The following is a 26841-nucleotide window of genomic DNA, read 5'->3' on the forward strand; positions in this document are numbered from 1 at the left end:
CCCCATGAGGTCGGCCCCTCCCGTACTCGCCGGCGGTGCAGGCCTGCCCGCAGTCCGACCGGCCACCCCGGGTGAGCAGCCAGCGTCTCCGCCAGACCCGGCAGAACTTGCACACCGCTGACTGTAAGCATATACTTACACCCGACATCGTTCGATTACGATACGGAGGGATGATGGACGCAGCACGGCTCGCTCAGATGCTCAGTGCTCTCGGAAGTGAGCCTCGGTTGCGAATTATCGCCTCCCTAGAGACGGATTCGACCCATGTCAGTGAGCTGGCCCGCCGACTCGGGATGTCTCGGCCACTGCTCTACCAGCACCTCAACCGCTTGGAAGCTGCTGGACTCATCGAGAGTGGCCTGGAACAGCTCGGAGAGAGCCGAGTGAGGAAGCACTACTGGGTCGCTCCGTTTCAGCTTGAAGTAACTCCAGACCACATTAGGCACCTGATTAATCAAGAACAGAAAAGGGAATCTTCGTGACACTTACCGCTACCGTATTTCTTGTCATCCTCGCCGCCGCACTACCACTCGCGATCTTCGTTGCTCTTACCGTCTGGGTGGTACGCACCGTCACCAGCGCACGACGCGAAACGGCGACGGCGATCGATGGTTCAAACCAACTCATCGTGGAGCACCTACGCAACATCACCGAGCGGTTGGATCGGATTGAGGCCCAACTCAGCGAGATCCCCGAGTAATCAGGCTCTTCCTTAAACAAGGGGCGCGGTGGTTTTGGCTCCGTGCTATGGGCTGTCACAGCGTATGCGCTAAGCGCGTCGCGTAGACCTCCAGCAACATAAACTTGCTTGTGACTTTGGCGGCGGGGTGTGTCTCCGGTCGGGGTGCTGGCCTGCCTCCCTCGCGGATACAGGCTAGGGCTGGGGACGAACCTCCTGATGTGACACCACCCGCTACCTCTTCAGCCCCACTAGCCGACGGAACCGGGAACGGAAACCGACGGAAACCACCACTGTGGTTAGTGCCGTTGCAGGTGGATGGGTAGTTTCGCAAAAGACTCGCAGCCAGCACCTACACGGTGCTGGCTTTTCTTATACTGCAAGCAAAATCGCGATTCCCAGCGCAATGAGGGGATATGCGACAAAAAGTGTGTCTTTTTGTGTTGCCCCGTGTCGGGGTTAGGCGCCGGCCCATCCTTTTTGTATCCCTAGGTTGTGTTCGTATGAGTCTGGGATAGCGTTGTCGTAGAGGGCTGGTCGTCCTGTTTCGTGGTCGGCTTTGTTCTCGTTGTGGGGCGTGGCGTGGACTTTGGCGAGTGCGTCACGTCCCCAGTTTTGTTCTTTAGCTATTTGTGCTGGTGGTATAGGGTCTTCGGTGTGAAGGTAGAGCCACCATTCCAGCATTCGTCGTTGTCGTTCTCCTGTTCTTCCGCGGTGAAGGCGTGCAAGTAGTTTCAGTTGGGCGTTGATGGCGCCTTCTAGATGGTGAAGTGTCCCAGGTTTTGTTCCGTTTGAGTAGATGGGAAAATCTGGAATATGCCAAGGAAATTTGACCAGGATGCAAAGGACCGTGTGGTCCGTCTCGTGGAAGATCGCATCTTGGCAGAAAATATGTCGATGCAAGCCGCGTGCCAGGCAGTAGCTCCAAAGCTGGGGGTTTCATGGCATACGGCCCGTCAATGGACTCAACAGGCCCGTCGTGCGGGAAACATCCCAGAACCTGTGCCTGAAGATTTGGCCGCGGAAAACGCGAGGCTGCGTCGTGAAAATCAAGAGCTACGCGACACTAATGAGCTGCTGAAGGCCGCTTCAGCTTTTTTCGCGTCGGAACTCGACCCAAAACGTCGGAAATGATCCGGTTCATCGATGAATTCCGGGTTCGTTTCTCTGTCGAGTTCATCTGTAAGACGTTGAAGAATAACCGGGCTGGTGGGTTTATCACCTCGCGTGGCTATCGCCAGTCCAAGGCCCGTGGGTTAAGTGCTCGTCGCCTTCGTGATGCTGTGCTGGTCGAACGCATTAGAACTGTTCATCGGGATAATTACGGTGTCTACGGTGTACGGAAAATGTGGCATGCTCTCCGCCGTGACGGAATTGATATCGGTCGTGAACAAACTGCCCGTTTAATGCGCTTGGCCGGTGTTTCTGGCAAAGGCAAAGGCAGATCACCACTTACAACCCGTAAGCCTAACGTGCCTGATCTGCGCCCAGACTTGGTCGAGCGTGAGTTCAAAGCCCCCGGCCCGAACAAACTGTGGGTGGCTGACATTACGTATGTGCGCACGAAGAAAGGCTTTGTGTATGCCGCGTTTGTCACCGACGTTTACTCCCGACGGATCGTTGGGTGGGCGTTATCAGACTCCATGCGCACCGAAGCGTTGCCGCTGCAAGCTCTCAATCAGGCGATCGCGTGTGCTGAGGAAACAACAGGTCTCATTCACCATTCGGATCACGGCTCGCAGTACGTCAGCGTGGTCTACAACGAGCGCCTTGCCCAGCACGGGATTGCCGCTTCCACCGGAACTGTCGGGGATTCCTATGACAATGCTCTGGCGGAAAACGTTAACGGCTCCTACAAGAACGAGCTAATCCATACTCGCAGGTGGGATGATGTTGTCGAGGTAGAAATCGCGACGTTCGAGTGGGTGTCATGGTGGAACGAGATGAGGCTTCACCAAAGCTTGGGATACCGAACCCCAGTCGAAGTGGAAACCGATTTTTGGAAGCAGAACCCGCCGCAAGAAATAATAGAAATCAAGGCAAATGCCTAGGAACAAAACTCGGGGCACTTCAAAGGTGTGGAATCGTCGTTCCACACTGCGCCGGCTGATGTTGTGGCTAGCAGCGACGTGCGTTACTGAGGCGCCGCCGCAGATGCAGTCGATGAAGGTGTTGAAATCTGCGGATAGTTGACGGTCTGGACGGGTCTTTGTCGTGGATGCCCCGCACGTCGGTGAGGTGCAACGCCATCGAGTTGTGCCTTTGGTCGTGGTGCCGTTTTTCTTCATTGCCCCAGTGCGCACAGGGCAACGTGGTCTGTTTTTCTTCATCCCCTAAGACAACACGCACGCCTACCACAGACTCCGCATTGGATCGTGGATTGACCGTTGCCTAGGCGTTTATATCGCTGTGAGGATTATAAACGCCCCAGTTTTACCTCTTTACCTGCGTGGACCCCACCCTCACAGACACACTTTCTGTCGCATATCCCGCAATGAGCACCACGGGAAAGAGCACACTCTCCCACTTCTCCAGCGCTTCGGCGATTCCTGGCCGAGTTGCCACAAACCGCGCCGCCAAAACAAGTGGGGCTACAAGCGCAAGAAAGACGGCACAATAAACTGCTACTTCGGCCGGCGTAGAGGTAGTAAAAACGGGCACGTATACGCCGATATTGTCCCCTCCATTGGCAAAAGTGACTCCGGCGACCGCCAGCGTGCTCAGCTTTTTGCCGGAAATATCCTCATCGTCATCCTCACCTCGGAATGTTTGCCACGCCGCCCACAGGCCAAGCAACAACGGGATGAGGCCACCAGTATGCCAAGGAAACCGAGATACTGGCCCATCAGTATCGCGGCAGTTGTGCCCTTGCGCCCAGCACCGCGGGCGAAAAAGAGGGATAGAACTATAATGTCATCGATATTGGTGGCCACAAATAGCCCAGCGGCCGCTGCGAGAGTAGTAAGCACTCACCCAGCCTATCGCGCCATGACACTTGTCATGAAAATTTCATGACAGATCCTATTCACCATTCTGGCTGGCCCCGAATACCTTTTAGGTATGAGCACGACAGACCTTAGGGCGAAACACACGCCAGCCATAAAAGTTTCCGGAGTCAGTAAAACTTTCACCACGAGGGGCTCAGAGCCGGTCCGTGCGCTGAGCGAGGTTTCATTTAGTATCTCCCAGGGCGAAATCGTAGGACTTTTAGGCACCAATGGTGCCGGCAAAACCACCCTCTTTGACCTCATCCTTGGCCTCACCACCCCCACCACAGGCAGCATTTCAGTCCTTAACCGCACGCCGCGAGCTGCCGTACAAGGCTCAGAAATCGGCGCCGTATTGCAAACCGGCGGCCTCCTACCCGAACTCACAATCCTGGACACCCTGCAGATGATGTCCGCCACCTTTCCACATCCCCTGCCAGTCGGGGATATAGCCGCACAAGCCGACCTCACACGGATCCTTCACCGAAAGGTGGGCAAATGTTCTGGCGGCGAGCAACAGCGTGTACGCTTCGCCCTCGCACTTTTAGGCAATCCCCGCGTTCTCTTGCTCGATGAGCCTACTGCAGGAATGGATGCTAATGCTCGCCACGAGTTCTGGACCACCATGCGCCGCCAGGCAGAGTTGGGACGAACTATTGTCTTTGCCACCCACTATCTGGAGGAGGCGGACAATTTTGCGCAAAGGATTATTCTCCTTCATGAAGGCAAACTACGTGCGGATGCAAGCGCCCAGGATTTTCGCGAGCAGTCGGCCCAGCGCATTGTCGAGGCGAAGTTCGCAGGGCCAGTCCCCTCTACAGACGAGCTACCGATTTCTGCCGAGATTTACCAATCCGGCGACTACGCCCGCATGGTAACCAGTGACTCTGATGCGCTTGCAAGATACCTCCTTAACCGCACCTCGGCGCGCGACATCACAATTCGGAAACGCTCCTTAGAGGACGCATTTTTAGCGATGACTGCGCCCCAACCTTAACCAGCCACTTCCAGTAAACCTTTACACAAGGAGTCTCCCATGACGATTAAACCTGCAACCACCACTGCACGAACCCTGCGGTTTGCTGCCCATAACCTGCTGCGCCTGCGTCGAAACCTTACCCCGATATTTTTCAGCACCATTTTGCCGGTGTTTTTCTATCTCCTCTTCGGCGCCATGATGGACTTTGGCGATACCCCATTTAAAGGAGGTAACTATGCTGCCTTAGAAATGATCAGCATGGCACTCTACGGCGGCGTCGCTGGTTCCGTTTCAGCCGCTGGCTCCGCCGTCACCGATGCCAAGACTGGGTGGGCACGCCAACTAGCGCTTACTCCATTACGCTCACGCCAGCTGCTATGGGCAAACCTCATATCCATCGGCTTTCAAGCCCTGCTACCCATTACGGCAGTATATTTGACTGGTGCCGCTACACATGCGGAAATGCAGCCACACCAGTGGATCTTAAGCTTCATTTCCTGCCTCCTAGTTTCCATTCCCTTGGGCTTTTATGGCTTGGTGTGGGCAATGGCGTTGCCCACCGACAACTCCGTCGCAATCGCATCGACGTCTGTTGTTCTTTTTCTTTTCGCGGCGAATGTGTTCACACCGCTGACCAAGCCGCTAATGGAGTGGGGCCGCTTCACTCCCCTTTTCGGTCCAGCTGTACTAGCCCAGTGGCCTCTGGCAGAAGGAAGCCAGTTCCTCAACGGGGATGAAGGCACGATTACGCACCCGTTGTGGATGGCGTGGCTAAACTTCGTGGTATGGACGACAATCTTCCTGACCGCGTGCCTCCTGCTACGCTCCCGCGACAAAGCTCGGCGCTGATGTCATCTCTCCGAGAGCCATTCCGCGGTTTCAGCCTCAAAAGTGCGCTTTTTGCCAGTGTGTGGTTTGTCTTTCTCATTCCTGGACTGGGGACCACTTTTGCCGCGCCGGGGATGACCCTTACTAATCAAATCGGGGCCCTTTCGTGCGCTCTAATGTTCGGTCTTGTCTATTTCTTCGCTTTCGGCGCTGGAGGCTACTACCCCCGCGGATGGCGGGTAGAGCAGCGAATCGGGCTGTATTGGTTTGCACTTGCAGCCATCGCGGTATTGTCGACTGTCTTCTTCGGGAGCATTGCCGTCATTTTTGCGCCGTACTTGGCGGCATTGCTCGGCTTTAACCTTCCTTTGCGCCAAAGCTTAGCGTTCACCCTTCTTACAGGGGCTGTGGTGGCTGCTGCCACTTGGTACCTTACGCCCAAAAATATCGGCTGGGTCCTCATCGTCCTTTTCGCTTGGCCAATATTTTTAGTGCTGCTCGGCACCTTTTCCCAGCGTCAAGATAGTCGCGCAGAGCTAGAACGCCGATTGGAGCTGGCACGCCAGCGCGAGGATATTGCTACCGATGTTCACGATCTCTTGGGGCACTCTCTTACCGTGATTAATCTTAAGTCCGAGCTGGCGCGCCGGCTAATAGATACGGATCCACAGCGGGCAAGGCAGGAACTGCAAGAGGTAAGTGAGCTTTCTCGCCGAGGTCTGGCGGAAGTCCGCTCCACAGTGACTCGTATGCGCATGCCCACCTTTGAAGGCGAAATCCACGCCGCCCGGAGGGCGCTCGAAACCGCGGGTATTGCGCCCTATTTGCCTTCGGCTACCAAGGCCACTGGTCTTTATGACGCCGAATTTTCCTGGGCTCTGCGCGAATTGACCACCAACGTGGTCCGGCACTCCGGTGCCACCCATTGCTGGGTCCAAGTGACAGACCACCAACTGCAGGTAGCAGACGATGGCTGCGGATTCGGTGCAGAAGAAAGCCTGTTCCGTCCCCAAGGAGGGCTTAGTGGTCTGCGCAACCGCGTGACAAAAGCTGGCGGGCAGCTGCTTTTTGCGCGCCGCAATGACTGCACGCTCGCCTTGGTTACTATGGACGGAGACAACGACTTTCTTCCTCTTAGCACCGACGGAGGTGTAGGCGATGCCTGAAACCATTCGAGTTCTCATTGCTGAGGATCAATCATTGGTGCGAGGGGCGCTAGTTGCTCTCTTGGAAACAGAGCCAGACATTAGCGTTGTGGCACAGTGCGCAACGGGTGCGGAGGTTGCGGGGCTCGTCGCCAAGCATAGCGTCGATGTTGCTCTGCTGGATATTGAAATGCCCGGCAAGAACGGGCTAGATGCCGCCGCTGAACTGCAAGGCACGGGCTGCCGCAGCCTCATAGTCACTACCTTCGGCCGCGGTGGCTACGTGAAACGGGCGCTGGAGACCGGGGTTTCCGGGTTCGTAGTCAAAGATACCCCGCCAGAAAAACTCGCCGAAGACATTCGGCGCGTGCACTCCGGGCTCAAGGTCATTGACCCAGCACTCGCCCAAGAGACCATTTTCATTCAGGAAAATCCACTGAACGCACGCGAACAGGAAGTCGCAAAATTTGTCTTGAAAGGTAGCGGAACTCACCAGATCGCCCGCAAGGTACACCTGAGCAATGGCACGGTACGCAATATTGTATCTTCGCTCATCGCCAAAACCGCGGCTGAAAATCGCTTTGAGGCAGCAACCATAGCGCAGACACAAGGATGGATTTAGAAAACGCGACGCCCAGTGCCTAAATCCCCTTGCTGCTTGTGGATGCTTAATCGGGCTTTTTTAGCTCAAGTACGTTAACCATGCCCTGAAGGAGTATGTCCATCACCTTAGAAGCTAGGCCAAAGTAAAAATTGGCCGAGTGATAGCGCAAGGCCCCTACGGTACTTAGCTGCGAAAGGCCGTGGATGGAAGCCCACAAAGCTGCAATCTGGGTGAAAAGTATCCACGGCGAACGTGGTCCATTCGACTCAGCAATGGCATCGCGCACCAAATTCATGATGAAGGTAAATGCCTTGCCCATATCAAATGGTTGCTCAGTATCCCCGGTCCCGTCGAAAGAAACGGGGACGATCGAGCGGCTAGAGACCTCAATGAGGGCAACAAAGCCGACGGGATCTTCCAGCGCATACTCCAAATAACCAAAGCCGGTTGCCTTAATATAATCCAGTCCGTGAGAACCTTCTGGCACGGCCTGGTTCTGGCGCATGATTGCTAGCGTATTGGCTTCATCCAAAGATTCTTCCAAAGAACGCAGCAGGTGAGAATTACCGTCGAAAAGATGCTCCGCATCTGCCAAATCTACGCCTGCTCGTGCGGCAGCAGAGCCGAGATGCAAGCTAGGAAGACCGTTATAGACAATCTCTTCGGCCGCACCACGGAAGACGGCTGCGCGCTTTTCCTCAATCGTAGACTTTGGCATGTCCTTCGCTGCTGTAGTAAACGGTTCCGCTGGATCGCCAACGAGTGCTCGCGGTTCAAAGGGCGCAATCTCCCCGTCACGCAAGCTAACTTCCAAACCAGAGAACAAAGTCTCAATGCAAGCATTAAAGGTCTGCTTCTTCGCCGTCGGCGAAAGATGCCGCATAATGCCAAACGTGGCTAAGTGGGTGATACCTTGCAACTCAGACAAAAAAGTAAGAGCTTGGATCACTACCAAACGGTGATCAAAATCGCCGCGTGCTGCAATGGCTGCTTCCCGCATCTGTTCAAGCATCCAGCGGAAAGTGGGCGGAAAGGCATCAAAGCTTTTCGCCTCTTCGATGCCTTCCTCAAAGTTGGGAAAACTCGTTGCCGTCTCGCAGTTGTTATAAGCGGCGAAGTAGGTGGGATTATCAACAGCTAAGTTGAAGTAAGCCTTGGCAGACTCGCGAAGTTTCTGAATCGCGGTCACACCATCCGGCAATTTATCGAGTGCCTCGTAGGCAGCTACTCGGAGACGCTCGTCCAAGAACCGGCTGGTCTGAATGAAAAGGTCGTGGTCATCTTCAAAGAAAGACTTAGCTTCTTCGACTGGAACAGCGATCTGCTCCGCCACAGCACAAACCTTTAAAGCGTCGCGCCCACCCTTAGCTAGGATACGGGCACTCTGCTCCAACAAGCGCTGCTTAGTGGAGCCCGCATGGGAAACGGTGCCTTCAAGATTGTTCACAAATATAATCCTAGCGATTTCATGCAAATTTGCTTGGGCTACGTTCACTTTATAAGTTGAGTCACCCACAAACAGGTGGGAGCACCAATATAGACCTTCCCGGCTTTGAGCCACTGGTCTTCATATAGCTTTGGCCCCCAGCCCTTGCGGGCTGGAGGGCCAAAGTAGAAAGTAGCCATTCACCCTTTAAGCGGGCGAAGCTATTTACTCGTTACCAAGCTTGCCGTCAGCTGCGTCACGAGCCTTGTCGATCTGGTCAGCCTTGTCCTCGCCGAGCTTGCCCTTAGCTGCTTCAGCTGCCTTGTCCAAGCCCTTGTCGCTGAGCTCTTCGCCCTTGTCGGAGTTCAGTGCGTCCTTTGCCTTATCGAAGATACCCATGTGGTTATCCTTTCTTCTAGTTCTAGCTTTATCTAAAAGCTGCCGTGTCCGGCAACACACCCCAACGTACCGACACTTGAGCCAACACGCCACCGAAAAGTCTTTTCGGCCACTAGACCAAATAAATTTTGCCGCCCCGCAACGCGATTGTTCTCAGGGGCATCCAGACACCCCGCAACCTATCGGGCGTCCAAAAAGGCCTGCTGCTTTAGCCCAACCCTAGCGAAGCATAAGCAAAATCAGGGTGCACAATTTAGCTTCAGGCCAAATTCCCTCAGTCTTGCAAATGATAGCGTAAGACGGTATCGACGATTTACCAACGAAGGCTTCGCACCATGGCTTCAACTACCCCAACGCCACCGTCCACTTCGGAAACGGCCAGGGAATTCTTTGGCTTAGTATGGCCGGGCAAAGAGGCTGCCCGAGCAGCCGCCAGCGCGCCGCTGACACAGCGTTTCAAACGTGATTCTGCGCTCAGCACAGCCTGTAACACGGACAACGCGATTATTGCAGCAGATAATCTTCCAGTTTTGCAAGAGCTAGCCGCCCGCCGAGAGGTCTTTGACGTCATATATATCGATCCCCCTTATAACACGGGCAAAGACTTTGTCTACCGCGATAACTACCGTTTACGTCGCCAGCTGCGTTCAGGAAGTTATGCGGAATGGCACTCGGAATGGCTATCGATGATGCTCCCCCGGTTAATTTTGGCTCGTGAAGTACTGTCCCCTGAGGGGTTCATCTTCGTCTCCATTGGTGAAGACGAGGTAGCCAATACCCGCAAGGTACTCGATGAGGTGTTTGGCGAGGGATGCTTTGCCGGCCAATTGATTTGGAAGAAGGCCGGTACTGGCAAAAATGATGCAAAATACGCCGTGGTAGAGCACGAATACATCCTGTGTTACGCCCGAACTTCAGACAACCCCGGTTTCAATATCGATATCCAAGGTCATACCTCCACTAAATATAACCATGAGGATGACAAGGGAAAATACTCCTTGGTACGACTAGATTCTAAAACCCTCGGGTACCTTCCTTCTCTAGATTTTCCTATTTCAGGGCCCGATGGAAAGGAGTATTGGCCAGACCAACCGGTGGGAAAGAAAAAGGTCGCTCGCTGGCGATGGAGCCTCGACAAGGTGGAACAGTTCTACGATGAGCTGGTTTTCCGTCGCGGGTTTGTCTACACCAAGAACTACCAGAAGGTAGGAGCACGCCCACGTTCGATCCTGGACGGCGAGCGCTTTGGAGTGACCCGCACCGGCCGACGCGATGCGGAGGAAGCAATGGGTATAGAGGGCATCTTCGATTTTCCAAAGCCGGTACGCCTGATTAAACACCTTCTGTCCATTGGTGGTGGCAAGGATGCTCGCGTCTTAGACTTCTTTGCTGGGTCCGGCACCACAGCGCAGGCGGTTATAGAGCTCAACGCCGAAGATGGGGGGTCCAGGACTTTCCATCTAGCGCAAATTCCGGAGCCTACCTCCCCGCGTAGCACGGCTCACCGCGCCGGCTTTTCTACCGTTGCAGACATTTGCATAGAAAGGGTGCGCAAGGTTCCAGGTGCTACCTTTCAGGTCTTTAAGCAGAGCTAGGTTTGTGCGGTACCGGACGGACGTCCAGGTATTCCGAAGAAATCTAAGACGCGATCGGTAGCGAAGAACCTACCAACCTCGTTATGCGCGTCCGCCGTGCCTCCAGGCCACACGTGCGAACCCCCGGCGATACGGATATGTTCGAGCGGTGCGGTACAACCACTCCACCTCATATCGAGCGCATTATTGACCAAGCGGGTGGTATCGACCTTGGTCGAACAACCATTGCGTTTGCGGTCCTGTTCCAGCACGGACTCCACGGAGTAGTACTTGGTCTTGTGGCGAGTGCCTCCGTAATAGCCCACCACAGGGTCTACGGTGCCGTGCATATCCAACCGCCCGACGGGAGAGTGCGCACAGTTTTTCAGAATGTCTTCATAATAGGCAGCGGAAACGGTGGCAACGGATTTGAAGGTATCGGGCATCTGGCAGGCCAGATAGGCAGCGAATCCGCCGCCATTAGACATGCCGGTGGCAAAAATTCGACCGTCATCTACGCGGTAAGTAGCGCGGACCGCATCAATTATTTCCCGCACAAACTTCTTATCTTCCGTTGTCGAGGTCTTGGCATATGGAGCGGGGCTCCACGCCTTTTTCTTGCCTTCTGGGAAAATCATGATGGCATCTGCGGCATCCAGGCGAGAATAACCACGGAGATTTTCGGCAGACTGACCCCACCCGTGAAAGGCGAGGACGATAGGCCATTTTTTATCCCCAGTATAGTCTTTGGGCACACTGAGGATAAAGGAACGCCCGGAGGGCAGGTTGATCGTCCTATAAGAGCCGGGCTCAGGGCCGTTCAAGGGTGCGGAGGTAGGGATTCCTAGGTTAACGGTGTTGGTGGTCTCTGCCGCGTGCGGGGACTCTGTTGATTCGCTAGAACACGAAGTGCCAGCAGCGGCAAGGAAACACACAGTTACCGCACCGAGCACGGCCCGAAGTGACCTCGCGTTCATCCTTGTCGTCCCTTCTGCCATGCGTCCCATAAGTGCTTATAACGGCCACCATAATCTAGCAGGTCGTGGTGACTTCCCTGTTCAACCACGCGGCCATTATCCATCACGATGATTCTATCCGCCCGTGCTGCTTGGTCGAGCCGATGCGCCACGACCAACGCCGAACGCCCACGGGTGACTTCGATGGCGCCCTTTTCGAGGGCTTCGGCTCCCACCGAACCCGCCTCCGCAGTGGCCTCATCCATAATGACGATTTTCGGGTCCAAAAGCAATATTCGTGCCAGCGCGAGTTGTTGGGACGCCACAGGATCTAATTGGACTCCCTGTGAGCCGATAACCGTATCCAGGCCCTCGTCTAGGTGCGCGAACCAGCGTGCGCCCACCCGCTCGAGTGCTTGAAGCATCTGTGCGTCGCTTGCCTGAGGGGCAGCCAAAGAAAGATCCTCGCGGAGGGTGCCTGAGAAAACGTGTACCTCTTGGGAGATCATGGCTAATCGCGCCACGCGCTCAGCGTCCGAAAGAAGTGCTACCTCTACCCCGTCGACCAAGACCTTTCCTTCTTCAGGAACCCGCAAGCCAGCCAAAAGTGCGGCAACGGTAGTCTTACCCGCACCGGAGGCCCCAACTAAAGCCACCGTATGCCCGGCAGGAATATTGAGGCTGATGTCTCGTACAGCCCAGCCGCCGTTGTCGTAGCTAAAACTCACATTTCGCATTTCGGCTTCTCCGTATGGGGCTGGAGCGCCGTAATCCGGCACCGCCCGCGGCGGGTCAACGACGACCCCGACTATGCGAGACAGCGAGGCGTAGCCGGATTGTACGGTGTCGATTACCCGCATCAATCCCATGAGCGGGCCTCGCAAACGGATAAGCAGAAGCATGGCTGAGGTTACGGCGCCAACCGTGAGTGCTCCCGTTTGCACCGCCCAAAAACTCACCCCAAGACCACAGCACAGCATGGTGAGCTCGATGCCAGTCATCCACAGCTGTAGAACCATCATGGTTTTACGCGCTGCGTAGCCATCCTTTACCACTTGCGCGGAGGCACGTTCGATGCCGGCATGCATCTGTCCTTCCAGTCCAAAGGCGCGCACGGTCTTTCGCCCTCGTATTGCCTCAAGAAGCCTGCGCGCCCGCTCAGCCATGGCCGCACGCTCGTCGGCATAGCGGCCAGGGGCTCGGTGCAGGTACCTGCGAGCGGCGACTACATATAGCGGCGTAACTGCAACTATTACCAGTATGTATTGCCAATTGAGGCTAAGTAGCGCCACCCCGGTGGTGGCGATGGCAAAAGCAGATTTGGCCAACACTGGTGCGGTCTCGGTGACCGCTGCCGAGAGCTCTGCTACATCATCGGTGGAGCGAGAGACCAAATCCCCGGTGCCCGCTTCCTCCACACGATGAGTGGGCAAGCGCAAAGCGGTAGACACCATGTCTTCACGCAAAGCCGAAATCACCCGCTCTATAAGGCGGGAGAGAAGAAAGAACCCCGCTGCGGAGAGCGCTGCGGAGACCACGGCTACCACTATCAACGAAAGGCCAATGGTAGAAATTGCACCTTTGGTGATGACAGCATCAACAATCTTTCCCAGCAGGATCGGGATCGCTACATTGGCGCTTGCGCCCGCGGTGAGTAAGGCAAGGGCCACGGCAGCCTGCGGCCGCGCACCGGGGACGTCGGAAAGCTGCCGGCCAATTTCTTCGCGCACCTGGCGCCAAGAAGCCGTAGGAAACCGCATCATAGGCTCGATCCCACAGCAGTCCATGCCGGCGAAGCGGTATAAACGAGCGTTGGTTTTATACCGCGGTGGAGTGCTACCCGCTGCGCAATGACTTGCTCAGTCACCGAGTCCACTGCGGTAGTGGGATCGGCTAAAACAAGGACCGCAGGGTCCGCCGCAATTGCTCGTGCTAGCGCCACGCGCTGTTGCTGTCCGCCGGAAAGATTCCGGCCGCCCTCCCCCACCTCGCGCTCTAAACCACCTGGGATATCTTCCCCCGCGGCCGTATAAAGCGCCCGTTGCGCAGCCGCGCGATCGGAACAAATATTGTCCTGCACGGTTCCCTCAAAAAGCAATGTGTCGTGCGGCGCAACAAGGAAACGCTCCCGCGGCAGGAAGACCAGGTCATCTGGGACAGGCTCGGCCACCACGCTCACTCCAGAGGCGAGGGCCGGAAGCTGCGGTTTCTTGCCTTCCACGCTGGGAGCGGCAAGGACGTCCGTAATGCGGGCAGCGCTTGCCTGCGCGGCCGCCCAGCGCGAGGCAATATTTCGCCCCAACATCGTCATCGGCGTGATGACGAACTGCGTCAGACCAATAACCGTAATAAGCTCACCCACACTGATCGTGGAATGCATTGCCAGCGCACCTGCCCCAATGCCCACCGCAATGACATACACCGAGCCCAAAATCTCCGTAGCAGCATTGAGGCGCGCTTGGGAGGCATTGGCGTCTACCGTTCGCTCATAGGCAGTGTCAGAGGCCTGGGCATACCGCGTGCTCACCGTTGCTACCGCACCCAAGCCTTTGAGTATCCGCAGGCCTTGCACCACATCTGTGGCCATCGCACTCGCTTTGGCCAACGCCGCCTGGCGGATTCCTGAGCGGGCGCGCAATGGCTGTGCCGCGCGCACCGAGCCCCACACCACGAGCGGGCCGCCACACAAAATGGCGATACCCAAAGGCAGATTGATGCGGCTGGTCATGATAGCCACATACACAATGGCGCTAATCTCTGCGACGGGGAATACCGTCATCATCACCGCATTCTGCACCCGCCTAGCGTCCGTGGAGGCGATAGCCAGCAACTCGCCGGCGCTGCGGGGCTTGCCCGCCATTCCACGCGGGTCTTGAATCCTATCCGTGATGGCCATGCGGACGTCGTGGCCAATTACCAACATGGCTCGGGCATTAAGCCCGCGCCCGTACCAGGCGGCTAGGGCATTAAGACCGAATGCGGCTACTACTACCACTAGCCATAGGCCCAATCGATGGAGGGATCCCTGCGCCACGGCTTCATCGATGGCATGGCCCACTATCACTGGGGTTGTGGCGTTAAGCAGAAAGGACACAACCATGCATAGCGCGGCCGGCACGGTAAGAGCGGGGCGGGAAAAGACCGTCTTCAGCAGCCACCTGGGATCTGATGCTGCGGGAAGTGTCCTCATAGGCAGCCATTCTAATTCGCGGTAGGTTAGATGAGCTATGTCGACTCGCCGCCCAGATCCCCGCCATTTCCCTAGCTACCGCAAGGCTTCCACTAAACAAGGCCCTGGCTTCCGTACTGCTGCGCAACGCACCGCCTCCGCCCAAGCCTTCCGTCGCGGCGCTAGCACGTACCACGATGTACGCCCTGGCTATCCGGACGAAGTCACTGCCCTTATCGCCCCTGCCCACACCGTAGCCGATATTGGTGCAGGTACTGGAAAGCTCACTGACTCCCTTCCCAATGAGCGGGTTATAGCCTTGGAGCCTTCCGCCGATATGGCGGGAGTTCTCGCTTCCCGTCTACACCTGCCGGTCCTGCGTGCTACGGCCGAAAACACCGCGCTTGCCGACGCCTCCCTAGACGCAGCCTGCCTCGCCCAAACCTGGCACTGGGTTGATGTGGCAGCCGCCTGCGCAGAGCTTGACCGCGTCCTAGCGCCGGGCGGAAAAATCCTCTTGGTCTGGAATACGCTCGATGTCAATGCCGACCCATGGGTTTTGCGGCTTTCTCGCATTATGCACTCTGGCGATGTACATAAACCGGGTTTCTACCCGGACTATACGGCGCCGTGGTCTTTAGAGCGAGAACTCCGCCTGACCTGGGAGCACGAACTTACCCCGGAACAACTTCACCAGCTAATGCATACCCGGTCTTACTGGCTACGCAACGGCGAAGCCATCCATGAGCGCATGACCCACAACCTGGACTGGTACCTCTACGAGCACTTGCGATATACGCCCGGACAAAAACTGCACATCCCGTACCGCACGGATGCCTTCGTGCTGGTACGGGAGTCGGATTAAAGCAGGATCTGCGCTAGGAGCGAGCCCACGACGCAGGAAGTAAATACCGAGATGGCGCCGGGAATCAGGAAGGAGTGGTTGATGACGAACTTGCCAATGTGCGTCGTTCCCGTGCGGTCAAAGCCGATGCAGGCAAGGTCCGAGGGGTAGGTGGGCAAGATGAAGTAGCCGTAGGCCGCGCCGTAGAAACCGACGATGATGGCAGGGTCGATGCCCAGCTGCAGTCCAATCGGAGCAATCGCAACCAAGGCCGCGGCCTGCGAGTTCACCAGCTTAGACACGATGACCAGCACCACGGCGTAGGCCCATGGGGCGGCCTCCACTACGGAGCCCAGGTTGGATTCCAAAGCGTCGATATGGGCTTCGAAGAAGGTATCCGCCATCCAGGCCACACCGAACACGGAAAATACTGCGGTCATGCCGGCTTTAAACACCGGGGTGGAAGCGATCTTTTTTGGGTCTGCCTTGCAGCTGAGCAAGATAATTGCGCCAGCAACCAGCATGACCATTTGGATAACCAGGTTCATAGACAGCGGGCTCAGCTCGCCATCATCGCCCGGAACAAGCGGGCGAAGGAATTCAAAGGCACCGAGGGCGACCACGCTGGCGATAGCGACGAGGAAGATAACTACCGCACGCTTTGCCTCCGGGGAAAATTCCTCATCCATGAGCGACCCAGTGGATTGGTTGATGCTTTCGGCAAACTCCGGATCCTTCATTCGCTCCTGGAATGCCGGATCCTCGTCCAAGTCCTTGCCGCGGCGCAGCGACCACAGTGCGGCAAGAATGACGCCAGAAAGTGACGCTGGAAGAGCCACCATCAGGATCTGCGGGATGGAATAGGCGTGGTCGATAGCGCCGGCATTTTCCGCGATGATAGACGCCAAGGACACGGTGGCCACAGACACTGGAGAGGCCGTAATACCCATCTGCGCCGACGTCGAGGCGACAGCCATCGGGCGTTCTGGGCGGATGCCCTTTTTCAGCGCAATGTCCTCAATAATCGGAAACATCGTGTACACCACGTGGCCCGTACCGCAAAGGACCGTCAAGAACCAGGTAGTAAGCGGCGCGAGGATGGTGATGCGCTCTGGGTGGGCGCGAAGGAACTTTTCGGCAAATTGCATCATCACTTCCAACCCGCGGGCCTGTTGCAAGGTAGCCGCGCAACCAATGACTGCGATGATGGTCAGCATCACTGACACCGGAGGCTCGCCCGGGGCGAGGCCGAAAACAAAGACCATGAGCATCAGACCGATGCCGGAAATTAGTCCCAGCCCGATGCCACCATAGCGAGTGCCCAAGAGCAGGGCGCTAAGGATGATGATGACCTGGAGCACGATGGCCAGAATTGAATCTGGCGCGATTACGCTGGCTAACATACAAAGCCTTCCATCACGAGAGGATCTATAACTGGTTATATCCTATCGATCCCCACATGAACGGACATAAACGGACAGGCGAGCTAATTCTCACACCGTTTCCAGTGCAAAAATCGCTCGCCTAAATGCTATAATCCCAGCGTAACGGGCATACTGCTAGCGCTTCTTGCCGCGCCTCTCCCGCACTCGCACTGCGATGCGGATGGGCGTTCCATGAAAGCCAAAACGCTCACGGAACTTGCGCTCGAGGTAGCGGCGATAGGCCGCATCCAAAAATCCTGTCGTGAACAAGACAATCGTCGGCGGCTGCGTGGATGCCTGCGTGGCGAACAAAACGCGCGGCAGGCGGTTATTTTTCATCGGCGGAGGATTAGCTGCGATGGCCTCACGCAACCAGTTATTCAACTGACCCGTAGACACGCGCTGGTCCCAGCTTTCCAGCGCCTCGATCATGGCAGGTTCCAGCTTCTGCAGGGCGCGGCCCGTTTCGGCGGAAATATTCACACGCGTAACCCACGGTAGGTGGCTCAGCTGCTGATCGATCTCGCGGTCTAGGTAGTAGCGGCGGTCCTCATCCATGAGGTCCCACTTATTGAATGCGATAACGAGGGCTTTGCCTGCCTCTAGCACCATATTAAGCACACGCTGATCCTGCTCAGAAATCTCCTCAGAGGCGTCGATAAGCATAATGCAGACCTCGGCAGCATCGATAACGCCGCGCGTACGCAAGGAGGCATAGTACTCATGTCCCTGCGCGTTTTTGACCTTCTTGCGCAGTCCGGCAGTATCAATGAACTTCCACAGCTGCTCATCCAGCTGTACTAAAGAGTCCACCGGATCCACGGTGGTGCCCGCGACATTATCCACCACGGATCGCTCTTCACTGGTCAGCTTATTGAGCAGGGAGGATTTACCCACATTAGGCTTGCCCACCAAAGCGACGCGGCGCGGACCAGAAGTAATCGCGGTCTGCCGCGGCTCTTCCGGAAATACCCACAAAATCTCATCGAGCACATCCGCACCGCCGCGGCCGTGCTGAGCAGATACCGGCCACGGATCGCCCAGGCCCAGCGCATAAAACTCGGCCATATCCGCATACTGATTATCAGAATCAAACTTATTCGATACCAGAATCACCGGCACGGGGGATTTTTGCAGGCGGCGGGCCATGACCTCATCCGTCGCAGTAATTCCCACCTTAGTGTCTACCACCATGACGATGACGTCAGCGGTTTCCATCGCCACCTCTGCCTGGCGAGCGATTGCGCCATGGATGCCCTTGACGTTCGGATCCCAACCGCCGGTATCTTGTACCAAAAAGCGCTGCCCATTCCAGTCCGCTACATAGGAGATTCGGTCACGGGTAACGCCCGGGTGGTCTTCTACCACTGCTTCGCGGCGGCCAAGGAAACGATTGACCAAAGAAGACTTGCCCACATTAGGGCGACCCACAATGGCTACCGTGCACAGAGCTTCTTCGGTGTGATCATCGGACTCAACACCAAAAGCACGGGAGAGTTCCTCCCATTCCTCTTCGCTTAGCGGCTCTTCTGCTTCTGTTTCTTCACCAAAATCGGCCTCGCCGAATTCCGAGTCATCGAACTCATAGTCAAACTCCTCGGCATTGAAGTCATCAGCGGCCCAACCAGGAGAGGCTTCTACCACCTCATCATCAAACTTTCCGGCCGGGTAATGGAACTGAGTCTCCGACTCTTCCTGGGGATCGTGCTTAGTCATTGACCGACTCCTTTACCACGTTAATCAGGGCCTTCATGACATCCTCAGGGCTCATATCCGAGGTATCAACTAAGGTTGCATCGTCTGCTGGGCGCAATGGCGAGGTTTTGCGTGAAGAATCTGCCGCATCGCGGCGCTGCACGTCTGCGAGTACCGTCTCGTAGTCTGAAGCGATTCCTGCCCTTGCGTTCTGCGCCTGACGTCGGCGGGCTCGGACTTCAGCAGAGGCGGTCATGAATGCTTTAGCAGGGGCATCAGCAAGCACAACGGTGCCAATATCGCGCCCTTCTACAATAGCGCGATGTGCCTCGCGGGCTAGCTTGCGCTGCAGGGCTACCAGGTTTTCCCGAACTTCCGGAATGGCAGATACGGCGGAGACATTGCGAGTGACTTCGTCTTCCCGAATAACGCGCGCGACATCCTCGCCGCCGAGAAGAACCTCGGTGGAATCTGGATCATCGGAAACTTCCAATGGCAGATCGGCTGTAGCAGCAATCACCGCGGACGTATCCGCAGGGTCCACTCCCTTACGCAACACGGCAAGAGTTGCTACACGGTACATGGCACCAGTGTCGATGTACTTTGCATCGAGTTGTTTGGCTAGGGCGCGGCACGTGGTCGACTTACCAGTCCCAGAAGGGCCATCCACAGCCAGGATGAGGCCCTGATTCGGCATATTAGAAATCATTACATCTCCACCGCCTTATACAAACTAGTCAATTCGCTGGAATTGAGAGCTCGCAGACCACCGGGCTTCATATCGCCCAACTGCACCGTATGAAGCTTGGTACGCACCAAACGCTGCACGGGGAAGCCCGCCTCTTTCAACATGCGGCGCACAATGTGCTTGCGCCCCTCATGCAGCTCAAGACGAACCAAAGAATATCCCTGGTTGGTATCTACAACCTGCGCAAAATCTGCCTTTGCCAGGCCATCCTCCAACTCGATTCCTTCCATGAGCTGTCGCACAAGCTTCCGATCGGCCTCACCCAAAACAGTGGCGAGGTAGGTCTTCGTCACCTCATACTTAGGGTGCATCAAACGGTTAGCCAACTCGCCGTCATTGGTGAGAATAAGCAGACCTTCGGTATCGGCGTCGAGGCGGCCTACGTGAAAGAGACGCTGGCCAGCAGCTACCTTTTCCGAAACCACGTCGCCTACGCACGGGCGGCCCAAGTCATCAGACATAGTGGACTGCATGCCGCGCGGCTTGTTGAGCACAAAATATTCGTGCTCCTCGTTGACATTGACGCGCACACCATCTACTCGGATGACGTCAACAGAGGGGTTTACCTTAACGCCCTGCTTGGAAATGATCTTGCCGTTGACCTCAACACGGCCGGCATCGATGAGGATTTCAGCGTGGCGACGTGAAGCAACGCCTGCCTTAGCGAGCACCTTTTGGAGACGTTCCCCCTTAGGCTTGTCTTCATCGACCAGCCAATCGGCGCCCAGTTCTCGGGCTACGGACTCTGCAGTAGCCTTCTGCTTTTTCTTTGACACATGCTGGTGACGGGCCGGCTTAGCATTAGAGACAATGATGTCACTGTCTCGCTGCTTCTTATCCGGTGTGCCGTCACGGCGAGCGGGAGGAGTCACGTACGTGTCCTTTTCTCTCGAAGATATGAAATTACCTGGGCAATCTTACCCCACGCTAGTACTCCTCGTCGATCGCCTCCACGTCAGGCAATAGCGGCGCCAAGTCCGGCAAGCGCTCCAAAGAATCAATCCCTAATAACTCGAGGAACAATTCCGTCGTCTCATAGCGGTGCGCGGCACCTTCAAAATCATCCTGCGGCAGCTCCCGCACCAATCCGCGCAGGCTTAGGGTCCGCATAACACCATCGACATTGACGCCGCGAACAGCGGCAACCTGCTGGCGGGTTACGGGCTGGCGGTAGGCTACCACCGCCAACGTCTCCAGGGCCGCACGCGAGAGCTTTGTCTGGGCGCCATCCAAGAGGAATTCTTCTACCGCGCCTGCGTTTTCGGAACGCGTATAAAAGCGCCACCCCTCTTGGGTCTCGCGCAACTCGATACCAGAACCACGATTATTCAGCTCGCGCTGGACAGCGCGCAGGCAATCACTGACGACGTCCCTTTCCGCCCCCAAAGCACGCGCCAAGGACTCCACCGAAGCTGGGGAATCGAGCACGAGCAAGATTGACTCAAGGCGGGAACGGAGCTGCGAGATGAGGGGAAGGTCCATAGACGCCAAGCTTACTGCAGCGGAAAACGACGCCTGAAATTTCCTAAATCACTTTCGCTTCTAAATGTGAGTCGGGTAACATATTGCCATGGAAACTATTACCCGCACTGACAGACTCATTCTCATCCCACTGTCCGCCGCCAATATCGAAGAGACCCACAAGGTCTACAGCGACGGACGAATTTGGAGCCACCGACCCAACGGGCGCTTTGCTGATATCCGCACCACCCGTGCACTCGCGCAATCCTCCTCCCAGTCGTGGGACGCCCACCATTTTGGACCATGGGCCGCCTACATGCGCCATAATCCTTCTGAGTTCGTCGGAGTTGGTGGGGCCATTTTTGTCGAAGACGGAAATTTCTGGGACATCAAATACCGCCTCCGCCCTGCTCACTGGGGCTCAGGATTTGCTACAGAGATCACTTCGGCGACGCTAAAGAGCATCCGCCAGGTTGATCCTGAATCCCCCATCACCGCCCGAGTAACGACCAACCACCCAGCAGCGATCCGGGTCATTGAAAGGCAAGGACTCCAACAAGTGTGGGAAGGCCGCCGCGTGGGCACCGAGGACAACCCAGATGAGCCTGACGTACGCGTCTATTCTGATCGCGAGCTGGCCCCTGAGACCCTGAAGTTTATCCAGCAGCGTCCTTAGTCCCAGTTCGCGGCGGCAACTACCGCTGGGTCAACGTCCAAACCCGTCCACGAAAGGTCCAACTGGCCCAGCGCTTCTTCCTGTTGTGCGTCAACCGCCTTGGCCTTGTACAACTCCAAAAGAGCCAAGAAACGGCCCACAACTTGCATAGAAACCGTGCAATCGCGGGTCAGGGAACCAAAACTCATCCATTGACCGGCGCCCAGTAGCTTTAGGGTTTCCAGGATCTTGCCGGCTTGCTCTGGAACCGATACCGCCACAGAGTGCACGTGGCCGGTGGCCACTTCTTCCGGCGGCTTTGGGCGGAAGACTCCCGCGGCGAGCTCTGCGAAACTGGCTGGCGTATGGCCGAGGGAGACAGGAGGCAGTAGCTCCGCAAACTTCTCCTCGATAGCTACCGCCCGCGGATAGCTCCGCTGGGCCTCGCGCTGCCACTGCGCAAATTGGTCCGCTACTAGTTTATAGGCCTTATATTGCAAAAGACGAGCAAAAAGAAGGTCCCGCGACTCCAGCAGCTCCAAGTCTTCAATCTCGTCGACATCACCGCGAGGAAGGAGCCGCGCCGCCTTTAAGTCCAAAAGCGTCGCTGCCACCAGCAAAAAATCAGTGGTTTCATCCAAATCCGCAGACTCGCCCAGCTGCCGCGTATAGGCGACAAACTCGTCCGTTACCTCTGAAAGCGCAACATCAGTCACGTCCATCTTTTTGGACTGGATAAGCTGCAAAAGCAGGTCAAATGGGCCCTCAAAATTTCGCAGTGCAATGCGAAAGCCCGTAATCTCCGGCTGGGTCACGATACCTTAAACGGTCGAGCGCTCAATGACCTCTTTGGCCAGGTTGCGATACTGCTGCGTAGCAGGAGAGTTTGGCGCCCACGTAGTAATCGGCTCTCCGGCCACTGACGTTTCCGGGAAACGAACGGTCCGAGTAATTACGGTGTCAAAGACTTTATCGCCAAAATAGTCCACCACTCGGGACATAACTTCCCGAGCATGCTTCGTGCGGCGATCAAACATGGTCACCAAGATGCCCATGACCTCAAGATCAAAGTTGATACGGTCAGAGACCTTTTCCACCGTGTCAGTCAATAGCGCTAAACCACGCAGGGAGAAGAACTCGCACTCCATTGGGATGATCACGCCCTGGGAGCAGGCAAGCGCGTTGACGGTAAGCAGCCCCAAGGAGGGCTGGCAGTCGATGATGATGAAGTCATAATCGCGCCGCACTGGGCGCAGGGCCCGAGCTAGCGTGTGTTCGCGGCCTACTTCATTGACCATCTGAATTTCCGCAGCAGAAAGGTCAATATTAGCCGGTACCAAATCCAGGCCTGCTACCCCAGTGTGCTGGATAGCGGAGTGAATAGAAGTATGGCTATCGAGCATGACGTCATAGATAGTGTCCTCGATATCGTCATGTGTGAGCCCCAAACCTGCCGAAAGCGCACCCTGCGGGTCAAGGTCAACCAAGAGGACTTTACGCCCATACTCAGCGAGGCAGGCTCCCATATTAATGGTGGAGGTGGTCTTACCCACGCCACCCTTTTGGTTACACATCGAGATAATGGTGGCCGGCCCATGCTTTTCCAAGGGTGCGGGTTCTGGCAACTCGCGGATAGGACGACCGGTCAGCCCCACCTCTACATCAGAGGCAGAAAAGAGACCCTCTTCGCTCACAGTCACACCTGCTTCCTTGACGCCAAGTTCCGGACCATGACACTTGGCTTAGGGTTGATTACAACGTTGTCATTAAAGCGTACCCGCTACAGCAAGAAAGTACCGAGACTTAGTTTATATCAAGCTTTTAGCGTTGACTAGAACGTCGTTTGAGCGCGGCCACGAGAGCGATCAGAACGATAAGGATCGCCGCAGCTGCCCCTCCGATAATCCAGCCCATATGCGAGCTCTCATTTTCATCTTTGGGTTCTTCCTGTTGCCGCTTATCGAGGTTCTCCGACTCAGATTGATAATTAGGGTCCTGCAAAGTGACGATGAGGGCGGCACCAGAGCCATCATTGCGCAGCAACTGCATAATGAAGGGATTATCAGGCGCTTCTCCCTCTGGATACGTCAGAGTGAGGGTGCGTGATGAAGCATCCACGTCGCGGTTTACGCCTTGGATAATATTTCCTTCACCATCAAGGTAGCGCAGCTTAACGTCGTTTTCTTCCGTGTCCTTAAACTGCTGGTAGAGGTCATAGGCCTGCTTGAGCCCCATCTTCGCGGTAATAGTATTGCCTTCAATATGGGATTCAAGGTTGACGTATTCCGCGCCTTCTAGATTGGCCTCCCCTGCAGGCTTACGTTCCGGTTTTTTACCTGGCACTACCGGGAGATTTTCCTTCCCCTTCGCCGGCGCGGGCTTGTCCGCCCCACCTTCGTCTCCCTTGCCTGCCGGGGCATTGCCGCCTTCATCCGACTTATTCGGCGCCGGGCCAGGCGCTGGAGCTGGAGCACCCTCTGCACCGTCGATTTCTTCCTGAACGTCCTCCTGCGCCACCGAACCATCGGCCACGAGCGTGAGAGTCGCATTCATACCTTGGGCGGAGACGGGAACAGAGATTTGGCCGCCTTCTGCTGGGGCGGTAATGGTAGCAGTGGTGCCAGAGGCAGAGACGTTCCACCCATCACTCGAATAGCTCGCCTCGGCGGGCACTGGCAGGCTAACGGTCGTGGTCTGTCCGGCCGGAACCGAGATAGGCGAAGCAATAGCAGCTTCAACCTCCGGCGGCAGCTGTGCCTGCGCCACCGCGGGGAAAAGCAACGCGGTAGAAAGTACCGCGCCGGCTACACGAGTAGAAAACATATATGTCCTTTCTTAGGCACGGGGGTGAGCAGTGCGCCACACCTCACGCAAGGAGTCGGCAGTGACGTGAGTATATATTTGCGTTGTCGTCACGGATGAATGTCCCAGCAATTCTTGCACGGTGCGCACATCTGCGCCGCCTTCAAGCAGGTGCGTCGCAAAAGAATGCCGCAAGGTGTGGGGAGAAATGGACTTTCCCAGATCTACACGCTGTGCAGCTGTCTTTAACACTGCCCACGCGCTTTGGCGCGATAAAGGCCCGCCGCGGGTATTGAGAAACAACGCCGGCGTTGTGCCTTTGCTCAGCACCGGACGAGCCCGCACCAAATAGGCGTCAATGGCCTGGCGGGCATGCGAACCCAAGGGCACAATCCGCTCTTTGTCGCCCTTTCCGTGCAGGTGGATTACCTCTTGCGCGGAGGAAACGTCATCAACGTTTAGGGAGATTACTTCTGAGATTCGCGCGCCAGTACCGTAGAGCATTTCCAGCAGAGCACGGTCGCGCACATCCACCGGGGTTTCGGTGGGAATTGCCTCAATAAGGCCGCTAACCTCGTCCACCGATAACGTCTCAGGCAAATGCTGTCCAGTTGATGGAGGGGTAACCTCAACCGCAACATCGACGTCTACAACGCCTTCTGCCACGGAAAATTTATGCAACCCGCGGGCTACGATGAGAGCACGATTAGCCGAGGACGCAGCCATTTTTGACCGCAGATCCTTGAGATAGGCCTCCACCATAGGCCGCGTTACCGCGCGCAGGTCCTCTACCCCGTTGTCCTCCAACCAAGTGACATAGCGCCGGACATCACGGCGGTAATTACTCAACGTATTGGCAGAAACGCCACGCTCAACCGCCAGATGGTTAAGCCACGTCTGCGCTATATCTTCGACTGCACTCACAGCTGCTTCAGGTCCGCGCCCGTGCGCCGGGCACTCATCGACGTCGGCCGCAACGTGAAAGGCTCATCCACGCTGCGGGTCGCCTTGCCACCGCGCAACACTGCATAAGCCGCCAAAATGCCGCTGCAGGCGATGGAATTGACGATTTCGCCTCGCAATACCTTGTCGACGGCATCCTCGAGCCGGACCCAAGCAACCTCCATATCAGCTTCTTCATCCCCGGTAGCCTCCATGCGCGGCACCTCAGAAAGGTCGGAGGCTAAGAAGACCCGGACCGCTTCTTCGCAGAACCCCGGTGAAGTTACCAAATCCGTCAGCACTGACCACGCCTGCGCGCTCAGACCAGCTTCCTCCTGTAACTCCCGCTTCGCGCCGGTTAGCTCATCTTCGCCGCGTACGTCGAGCAAACCTGCCGGTAATTCCCACAGGCGCTTGCCCACGCTGTGGCGATACTGATACACCATGGCAATGCGTTCGTCCGAGTCCAGTGCCACCACTGCCACCGCGCCTAGGTGCTCTACTACCTCGCGGGAGGCAGAAACATCGCCGGGCATGACAACCTCGTCGCGGCGGAGAGCGAGAATGGGGGCGTCGACAAGCAATTGCGAGTCAAGCACCTTGAAATCATGCGCCATGAGCTATTCCTTTCCCGGTAGGGCAGAATCCGCGGTCTCTGTGGCACCATAATCGCCTTGACCACCATCGAGCTGCTCCTCGGTGGCCAAAATAACGGCAATGCGCTCCACTGCGCGCTCGGTGCCATCGACCGTGGACAGCTTCGCATCTTGGTCGCGCACCTGGGCAAGTGCCTTATCGTCCTGAGTTTGTTTGGTACGCCCGCTAAACACTACAGAACCATTGACATCATCCAACCCGGTAACAAATTCCGCCAAAGCATCGGAAGGGTAGCCGCGCAGGCCGTTGCCAGAGACAACGATAATGGCCTGGGCAGGAACGATGGTGCCATCCTCGTAGTCAATGAAGCCCTCGTCGCGCAGCTTATGGAGCACATCCGCACGCTCTTGTACCGATGCCATGGGCTTCGTGCTCTCAGGATCCATAGACAATGCAGTGCCTAACACCTCACCGCTGAGCGCTCCCGCAGAATCCAGATCCTTGGTATCTGCCTTCTTAGGCGCAGTGTCTTTCAGGATGGGCAAAAGCTTGTCTTTAGTTTCGGGGCGCAAAAAGTCCTTGGTCAGCTTAATCTCACCGGCCTCCGTGGCACCGGAAGTTTCCAAGAGCTTCCGGATTGCGTCCACGTCTCCGCCATTAGCATCATCGGTGGTGACGATGAGCACGGGCCGCTGAGACAATGCCCCGTTTACTAGCTCCGCCCCGGAATCAGCCACGATTTTATCGCTCGCCTCATTTTGGGTCTGCAAAATCTTATTGTCCTGGACGACCTTGCGGTGCTCCTCACGGATCGGATCGTCATCGGCCATGCCGGTGGTCAGATTGGGAGCAATGACCAGGGCACCCAGCGCCACGCCTACTGCGGCGCCGAAGCCCAAGCCTGCTACTAGCTCAGTCTTTGCCATG

Annotated in this window: 26 protein-coding genes and 3 pseudogenes; 10 read left to right on the top strand and 19 right to left on the bottom strand. The window is 56.4% G+C overall.

Going from position 1 to position 26841, the window contains the following annotated elements:
- The first annotated feature begins 197 nt into the window (after positions 1-197).
- Complete coding sequence (locus tag ACLI1L_RS06840) at positions 198-482, top strand: ArsR/SmtB family transcription factor (RefSeq protein WP_230310978.1); 285 nt, start codon at positions 198-200, stop codon at positions 480-482.
- Positions 479-700, top strand: a complete 222-nt coding sequence (locus ACLI1L_RS06845; RefSeq protein WP_005323143.1) for a hypothetical protein — start codon at positions 479-481, stop codon at positions 698-700. The genes ACLI1L_RS06840 and ACLI1L_RS06845 overlap by 4 nt, the downstream gene beginning before the upstream one ends.
- A 438-nt stretch (positions 701-1138) precedes the next feature.
- Here the strand turns inward: ACLI1L_RS06845 and ACLI1L_RS06850 are convergent.
- Positions 1139-1453: pseudogene (locus tag ACLI1L_RS06850) on the bottom strand (IS256 family transposase); the annotation flags it as partial.
- 42 nt (positions 1454-1495) lie between these two features.
- On the opposite strand from ACLI1L_RS06850, the gene ACLI1L_RS06855 reads away from it, so the two are divergent.
- Positions 1496-2730, top strand: a protein-coding gene (locus ACLI1L_RS06855; protein WP_411707195.1) for an IS3 family transposase whose coding sequence is annotated in 2 segments (ribosomal slippage) — positions 1496-1784 and positions 1784-2730 — 1236 coding nt in all. Because the reading frame shifts where the segments join, the coding sequence is not laid out codon by codon here.
- A gap of 110 nt (positions 2731-2840) precedes the next feature.
- Here ACLI1L_RS06855 and ACLI1L_RS06860 read toward each other — a convergent pair.
- Positions 2841-3009: pseudogene (locus ACLI1L_RS06860) on the bottom strand (IS256 family transposase); the annotation flags it as partial.
- A 103-nt stretch (positions 3010-3112) separates the two neighbouring features.
- A pseudogene (locus ACLI1L_RS06865) lies at positions 3113-3648 on the bottom strand (cadmium resistance transporter).
- A 91-nt stretch (positions 3649-3739) separates the two neighbouring features.
- Between ACLI1L_RS06865 and ACLI1L_RS06870 the strand changes: the two are divergent.
- The 4 genes from ACLI1L_RS06870 to ACLI1L_RS06885 all read left to right on the top strand — a co-directional run bounded on the left by ACLI1L_RS06870 (position 3740) and on the right by ACLI1L_RS06885 (position 7240).
- Positions 3740-4663 carry an ABC transporter ATP-binding protein gene (locus ACLI1L_RS06870; protein ID WP_411707196.1) on the top strand — a complete coding sequence of 308 codons (924 nt, stop codon included), beginning with the start codon at positions 3740-3742 and terminating at the stop codon, positions 4661-4663.
- 39 nt (positions 4664-4702) lie between these two features.
- On the top strand, positions 4703-5494 hold the full coding sequence (locus ACLI1L_RS06875; RefSeq protein ID WP_411707197.1) for an ABC transporter permease: 792 nt from the start codon (positions 4703-4705) through the stop codon (positions 5492-5494).
- Between the two features lie 155 nt (positions 5495-5649).
- Positions 5650-6639, top strand: coding sequence for a sensor histidine kinase (locus ACLI1L_RS06880; protein ID WP_411707198.1), 990 nt, complete (start codon positions 5650-5652; stop codon positions 6637-6639).
- Positions 6632-7240 (top strand): response regulator transcription factor, encoded by a 609-nt coding sequence (locus ACLI1L_RS06885; protein ID WP_411707199.1) that lies wholly within the window; start codon positions 6632-6634, stop codon positions 7238-7240. Before ACLI1L_RS06880 ends, ACLI1L_RS06885 begins: the two co-directional genes overlap by 8 nt.
- Before the next feature lie 46 nt (positions 7241-7286).
- Here ACLI1L_RS06885 and ACLI1L_RS06890 read toward each other — a convergent pair whose 3' ends face one another.
- Both ACLI1L_RS06890 and ACLI1L_RS06895 read right to left on the bottom strand, forming a co-directional pair.
- Positions 7287-8669: a TetR/AcrR family transcriptional regulator gene (locus ACLI1L_RS06890; protein ID WP_411707200.1), complete on the bottom strand. Its 1383-nt coding sequence runs from the start codon at positions 8667-8669 to the stop codon at positions 7287-7289.
- A 204-nt stretch (positions 8670-8873) separates the two neighbouring features.
- Positions 8874-9047, bottom strand: coding sequence for an antitoxin (locus ACLI1L_RS06895; protein ID WP_239278850.1), 174 nt, complete (start codon positions 9045-9047; stop codon positions 8874-8876).
- Positions 9048-9382: 335 nt separating this feature from the next.
- Between ACLI1L_RS06895 and ACLI1L_RS06900 the strand changes: the two genes are divergently transcribed.
- Complete coding sequence (locus ACLI1L_RS06900; protein WP_411707201.1) at positions 9383-10642, top strand: site-specific DNA-methyltransferase; 1260 nt, start codon at positions 9383-9385, stop codon at positions 10640-10642.
- On the opposite strand, the gene ACLI1L_RS06905 is transcribed toward ACLI1L_RS06900, so the two are convergent.
- The 3 genes from ACLI1L_RS06905 to ACLI1L_RS06915 are packed head-to-tail and all read right to left on the bottom strand — an operon-like array spanning position 10639 to position 14767.
- Entirely contained in the window at positions 10639-11598 is a 960-nt protein-coding gene (locus tag ACLI1L_RS06905) for an alpha/beta hydrolase family esterase (protein ID WP_086589038.1), read from the bottom strand. The genes ACLI1L_RS06900 and ACLI1L_RS06905 overlap by 4 nt on opposite strands.
- A complete protein-coding gene (locus ACLI1L_RS06910) occupies positions 11595-13337 on the bottom strand; it encodes an ABC transporter ATP-binding protein (protein ID WP_411708360.1) in 1743 nt (580 codons plus the stop codon). Before ACLI1L_RS06910 ends, ACLI1L_RS06905 begins: the two co-directional genes overlap by 4 nt.
- A complete protein-coding gene (locus tag ACLI1L_RS06915) occupies positions 13337-14767 on the bottom strand; it encodes an ABC transporter transmembrane domain-containing protein (RefSeq protein ID WP_411707202.1) in 1431 nt (476 codons plus the stop codon). Before ACLI1L_RS06915 ends, ACLI1L_RS06910 begins: the two co-directional genes overlap by 1 nt.
- 37 nt (positions 14768-14804) lie before the next feature.
- Here ACLI1L_RS06915 and ACLI1L_RS06920 point away from each other — a divergent pair, with 37 nt between their 5' ends.
- On the top strand, positions 14805-15611 hold the full coding sequence (locus ACLI1L_RS06920; RefSeq protein WP_411707203.1) for a class I SAM-dependent methyltransferase: 807 nt from the start codon (positions 14805-14807) through the stop codon (positions 15609-15611).
- On the opposite strand, the gene ACLI1L_RS06925 is transcribed toward ACLI1L_RS06920, so the two are convergent.
- From ACLI1L_RS06925 to scpB, 5 genes are all read right to left on the bottom strand, one after another.
- Positions 15608-16993, bottom strand: coding sequence for an anaerobic C4-dicarboxylate transporter (locus ACLI1L_RS06925; RefSeq protein ID WP_411707204.1), 1386 nt, complete (start codon positions 16991-16993; stop codon positions 15608-15610). The two genes, ACLI1L_RS06920 and ACLI1L_RS06925, sit on opposite strands and share 4 nt — an antisense overlap.
- 156 nt (positions 16994-17149) lie before the next feature.
- On the bottom strand, positions 17150-18730 hold the full coding sequence (der, locus tag ACLI1L_RS06930) for a ribosome biogenesis GTPase Der (RefSeq protein ID WP_411707205.1): 1581 nt from the start codon (positions 18728-18730) through the stop codon (positions 17150-17152).
- Positions 18723-19418 carry a (d)CMP kinase gene (cmk, locus tag ACLI1L_RS06935; RefSeq protein ID WP_411707206.1) on the bottom strand — a complete coding sequence of 232 codons (696 nt, stop codon included), beginning with the start codon at positions 19416-19418 and terminating at the stop codon, positions 18723-18725. Before cmk ends, der begins: the two co-directional genes overlap by 8 nt.
- Entirely contained in the window at positions 19418-20329 is a 912-nt protein-coding gene (locus tag ACLI1L_RS06940; protein WP_411707207.1) for a pseudouridine synthase, read from the bottom strand. Before ACLI1L_RS06940 ends, cmk begins: the two co-directional genes overlap by 1 nt.
- Before the next feature lie 55 nt (positions 20330-20384).
- Entirely contained in the window at positions 20385-20939 is a 555-nt protein-coding gene (scpB, locus tag ACLI1L_RS06945) for an SMC-Scp complex subunit ScpB (protein WP_086589032.1), read from the bottom strand.
- Positions 20940-21027: 88 nt separating this feature from the next.
- On the opposite strand from scpB, the gene ACLI1L_RS06950 reads away from it, so the two are divergent.
- Complete coding sequence (locus ACLI1L_RS06950) at positions 21028-21594, top strand: GNAT family N-acetyltransferase (protein WP_411707208.1); 567 nt, start codon at positions 21028-21030, stop codon at positions 21592-21594.
- On the opposite strand, the gene ACLI1L_RS06955 is transcribed toward ACLI1L_RS06950, so the two are convergent.
- From ACLI1L_RS06955 to ACLI1L_RS06980, 6 genes are all read right to left on the bottom strand, one after another.
- The gene (locus tag ACLI1L_RS06955) at positions 21591-22388 is read right to left on the bottom strand and encodes a segregation and condensation protein A (RefSeq protein WP_005329497.1); all 798 of its coding nucleotides are present in this window, start codon (positions 22386-22388) and stop codon (positions 21591-21593) included. The two genes, ACLI1L_RS06950 and ACLI1L_RS06955, sit on opposite strands and share 4 nt — an antisense overlap.
- Before the next feature lie 6 nt (positions 22389-22394).
- On the bottom strand, positions 22395-23267 hold the full coding sequence (locus ACLI1L_RS06960; protein WP_034668724.1) for a ParA family protein: 873 nt from the start codon (positions 23265-23267) through the stop codon (positions 22395-22397).
- 127 nt (positions 23268-23394) lie between these two features.
- Entirely contained in the window at positions 23395-24396 is a 1002-nt protein-coding gene (locus tag ACLI1L_RS06965; RefSeq protein ID WP_411707209.1) for a hypothetical protein, read from the bottom strand.
- 12 nt (positions 24397-24408) lie between these two features.
- A complete protein-coding gene (gene xerD / locus ACLI1L_RS06970) occupies positions 24409-25299 on the bottom strand; it encodes a site-specific tyrosine recombinase XerD (protein ID WP_394286048.1) in 891 nt (296 codons plus the stop codon).
- Positions 25296-25934 (bottom strand): NUDIX domain-containing protein, encoded by a 639-nt coding sequence (locus ACLI1L_RS06975; protein ID WP_086589029.1) that lies wholly within the window; start codon positions 25932-25934, stop codon positions 25296-25298. Before ACLI1L_RS06975 ends, xerD begins: the two co-directional genes overlap by 4 nt.
- A gap of 3 nt (positions 25935-25937) precedes the next feature.
- Positions 25938-26840, bottom strand: a complete 903-nt coding sequence (locus ACLI1L_RS06980) for a copper transporter (RefSeq protein ID WP_316349581.1) — start codon at positions 26838-26840, stop codon at positions 25938-25940.
- Between the last annotated feature and the right edge of the window lies 1 nt (position 26841).

It is taken from the genome of Corynebacterium sp. LaCa117, from assembly GCF_046717765.1.
In the GTDB taxonomy this organism is placed as follows: Bacteria; Actinomycetota; Actinomycetes; order Mycobacteriales; family Mycobacteriaceae; genus Corynebacterium; species Corynebacterium kefirresidentii.

Excerpts from the sequence above, each read along its gene's own strand:
- ACLI1L_RS06840 (WP_230310978.1), top strand. The coding sequence starts at position 198 with ATGCTCAGTGCTCTCGGAAGTGAGCCTCGGTTGCGAATTATCGCCTCC.
- ACLI1L_RS06870 (WP_411707196.1), top strand. The coding sequence starts at position 3,740 with ATGAGCACGACAGACCTTAGGGCGAAACACACGCCAGCCATAAAAGTT.
- ACLI1L_RS06875 (WP_411707197.1), top strand. The coding sequence starts at position 4,703 with ATGACGATTAAACCTGCAACCACCACTGCACGAACCCTGCGGTTTGCT.
- ACLI1L_RS06880 (WP_411707198.1), top strand. The coding sequence starts at position 5,650 with ATGTTCGGTCTTGTCTATTTCTTCGCTTTCGGCGCTGGAGGCTACTAC.
- ACLI1L_RS06885 (WP_411707199.1), top strand. The coding sequence starts at position 6,632 with ATGCCTGAAACCATTCGAGTTCTCATTGCTGAGGATCAATCATTGGTG.
- ACLI1L_RS06895 (WP_239278850.1), bottom strand. The coding sequence starts at position 9,047 with ATGGGTATCTTCGATAAGGCAAAGGACGCACTGAACTCCGACAAGGGC.
- ACLI1L_RS06900 (WP_411707201.1), top strand. The coding sequence starts at position 9,383 with ATGGCTTCAACTACCCCAACGCCACCGTCCACTTCGGAAACGGCCAGG.
- ACLI1L_RS06905 (WP_086589038.1), bottom strand. The coding sequence starts at position 11,598 with ATGAACGCGAGGTCACTTCGGGCCGTGCTCGGTGCGGTAACTGTGTGT.
- ACLI1L_RS06910 (WP_411708360.1), bottom strand. The coding sequence starts at position 13,337 with ATGCGGTTTCCTACGGCTTCTTGGCGCCAGGTGCGCGAAGAAATTGGC.
- ACLI1L_RS06915 (WP_411707202.1), bottom strand. The coding sequence starts at position 14,767 with ATGAGGACACTTCCCGCAGCATCAGATCCCAGGTGGCTGCTGAAGACG.
- ACLI1L_RS06920 (WP_411707203.1), top strand. The coding sequence starts at position 14,805 with ATGTCGACTCGCCGCCCAGATCCCCGCCATTTCCCTAGCTACCGCAAG.
- ACLI1L_RS06925 (WP_411707204.1), bottom strand. The coding sequence starts at position 16,993 with ATGTTAGCCAGCGTAATCGCGCCAGATTCAATTCTGGCCATCGTGCTC.
- der (WP_411707205.1), bottom strand. The coding sequence starts at position 18,730 with ATGACTAAGCACGATCCCCAGGAAGAGTCGGAGACTCAGTTCCATTAC.
- cmk (WP_411707206.1), bottom strand. The coding sequence starts at position 19,418 with ATGATTTCTAATATGCCGAATCAGGGCCTCATCCTGGCTGTGGATGGC.
- scpB (WP_086589032.1), bottom strand. The coding sequence starts at position 20,939 with ATGGACCTTCCCCTCATCTCGCAGCTCCGTTCCCGCCTTGAGTCAATC.
- ACLI1L_RS06950 (WP_411707208.1), top strand. The coding sequence starts at position 21,028 with ATGGAAACTATTACCCGCACTGACAGACTCATTCTCATCCCACTGTCC.
- ACLI1L_RS06965 (WP_411707209.1), bottom strand. The coding sequence starts at position 24,396 with ATGTTTTCTACTCGTGTAGCCGGCGCGGTACTTTCTACCGCGTTGCTT.
- ACLI1L_RS06975 (WP_086589029.1), bottom strand. The coding sequence starts at position 25,934 with ATGGCGCATGATTTCAAGGTGCTTGACTCGCAATTGCTTGTCGACGCC.
- ACLI1L_RS06980 (WP_316349581.1), bottom strand. The coding sequence starts at position 26,840 with ATGGCAAAGACTGAGCTAGTAGCAGGCTTGGGCTTCGGCGCCGCAGTA.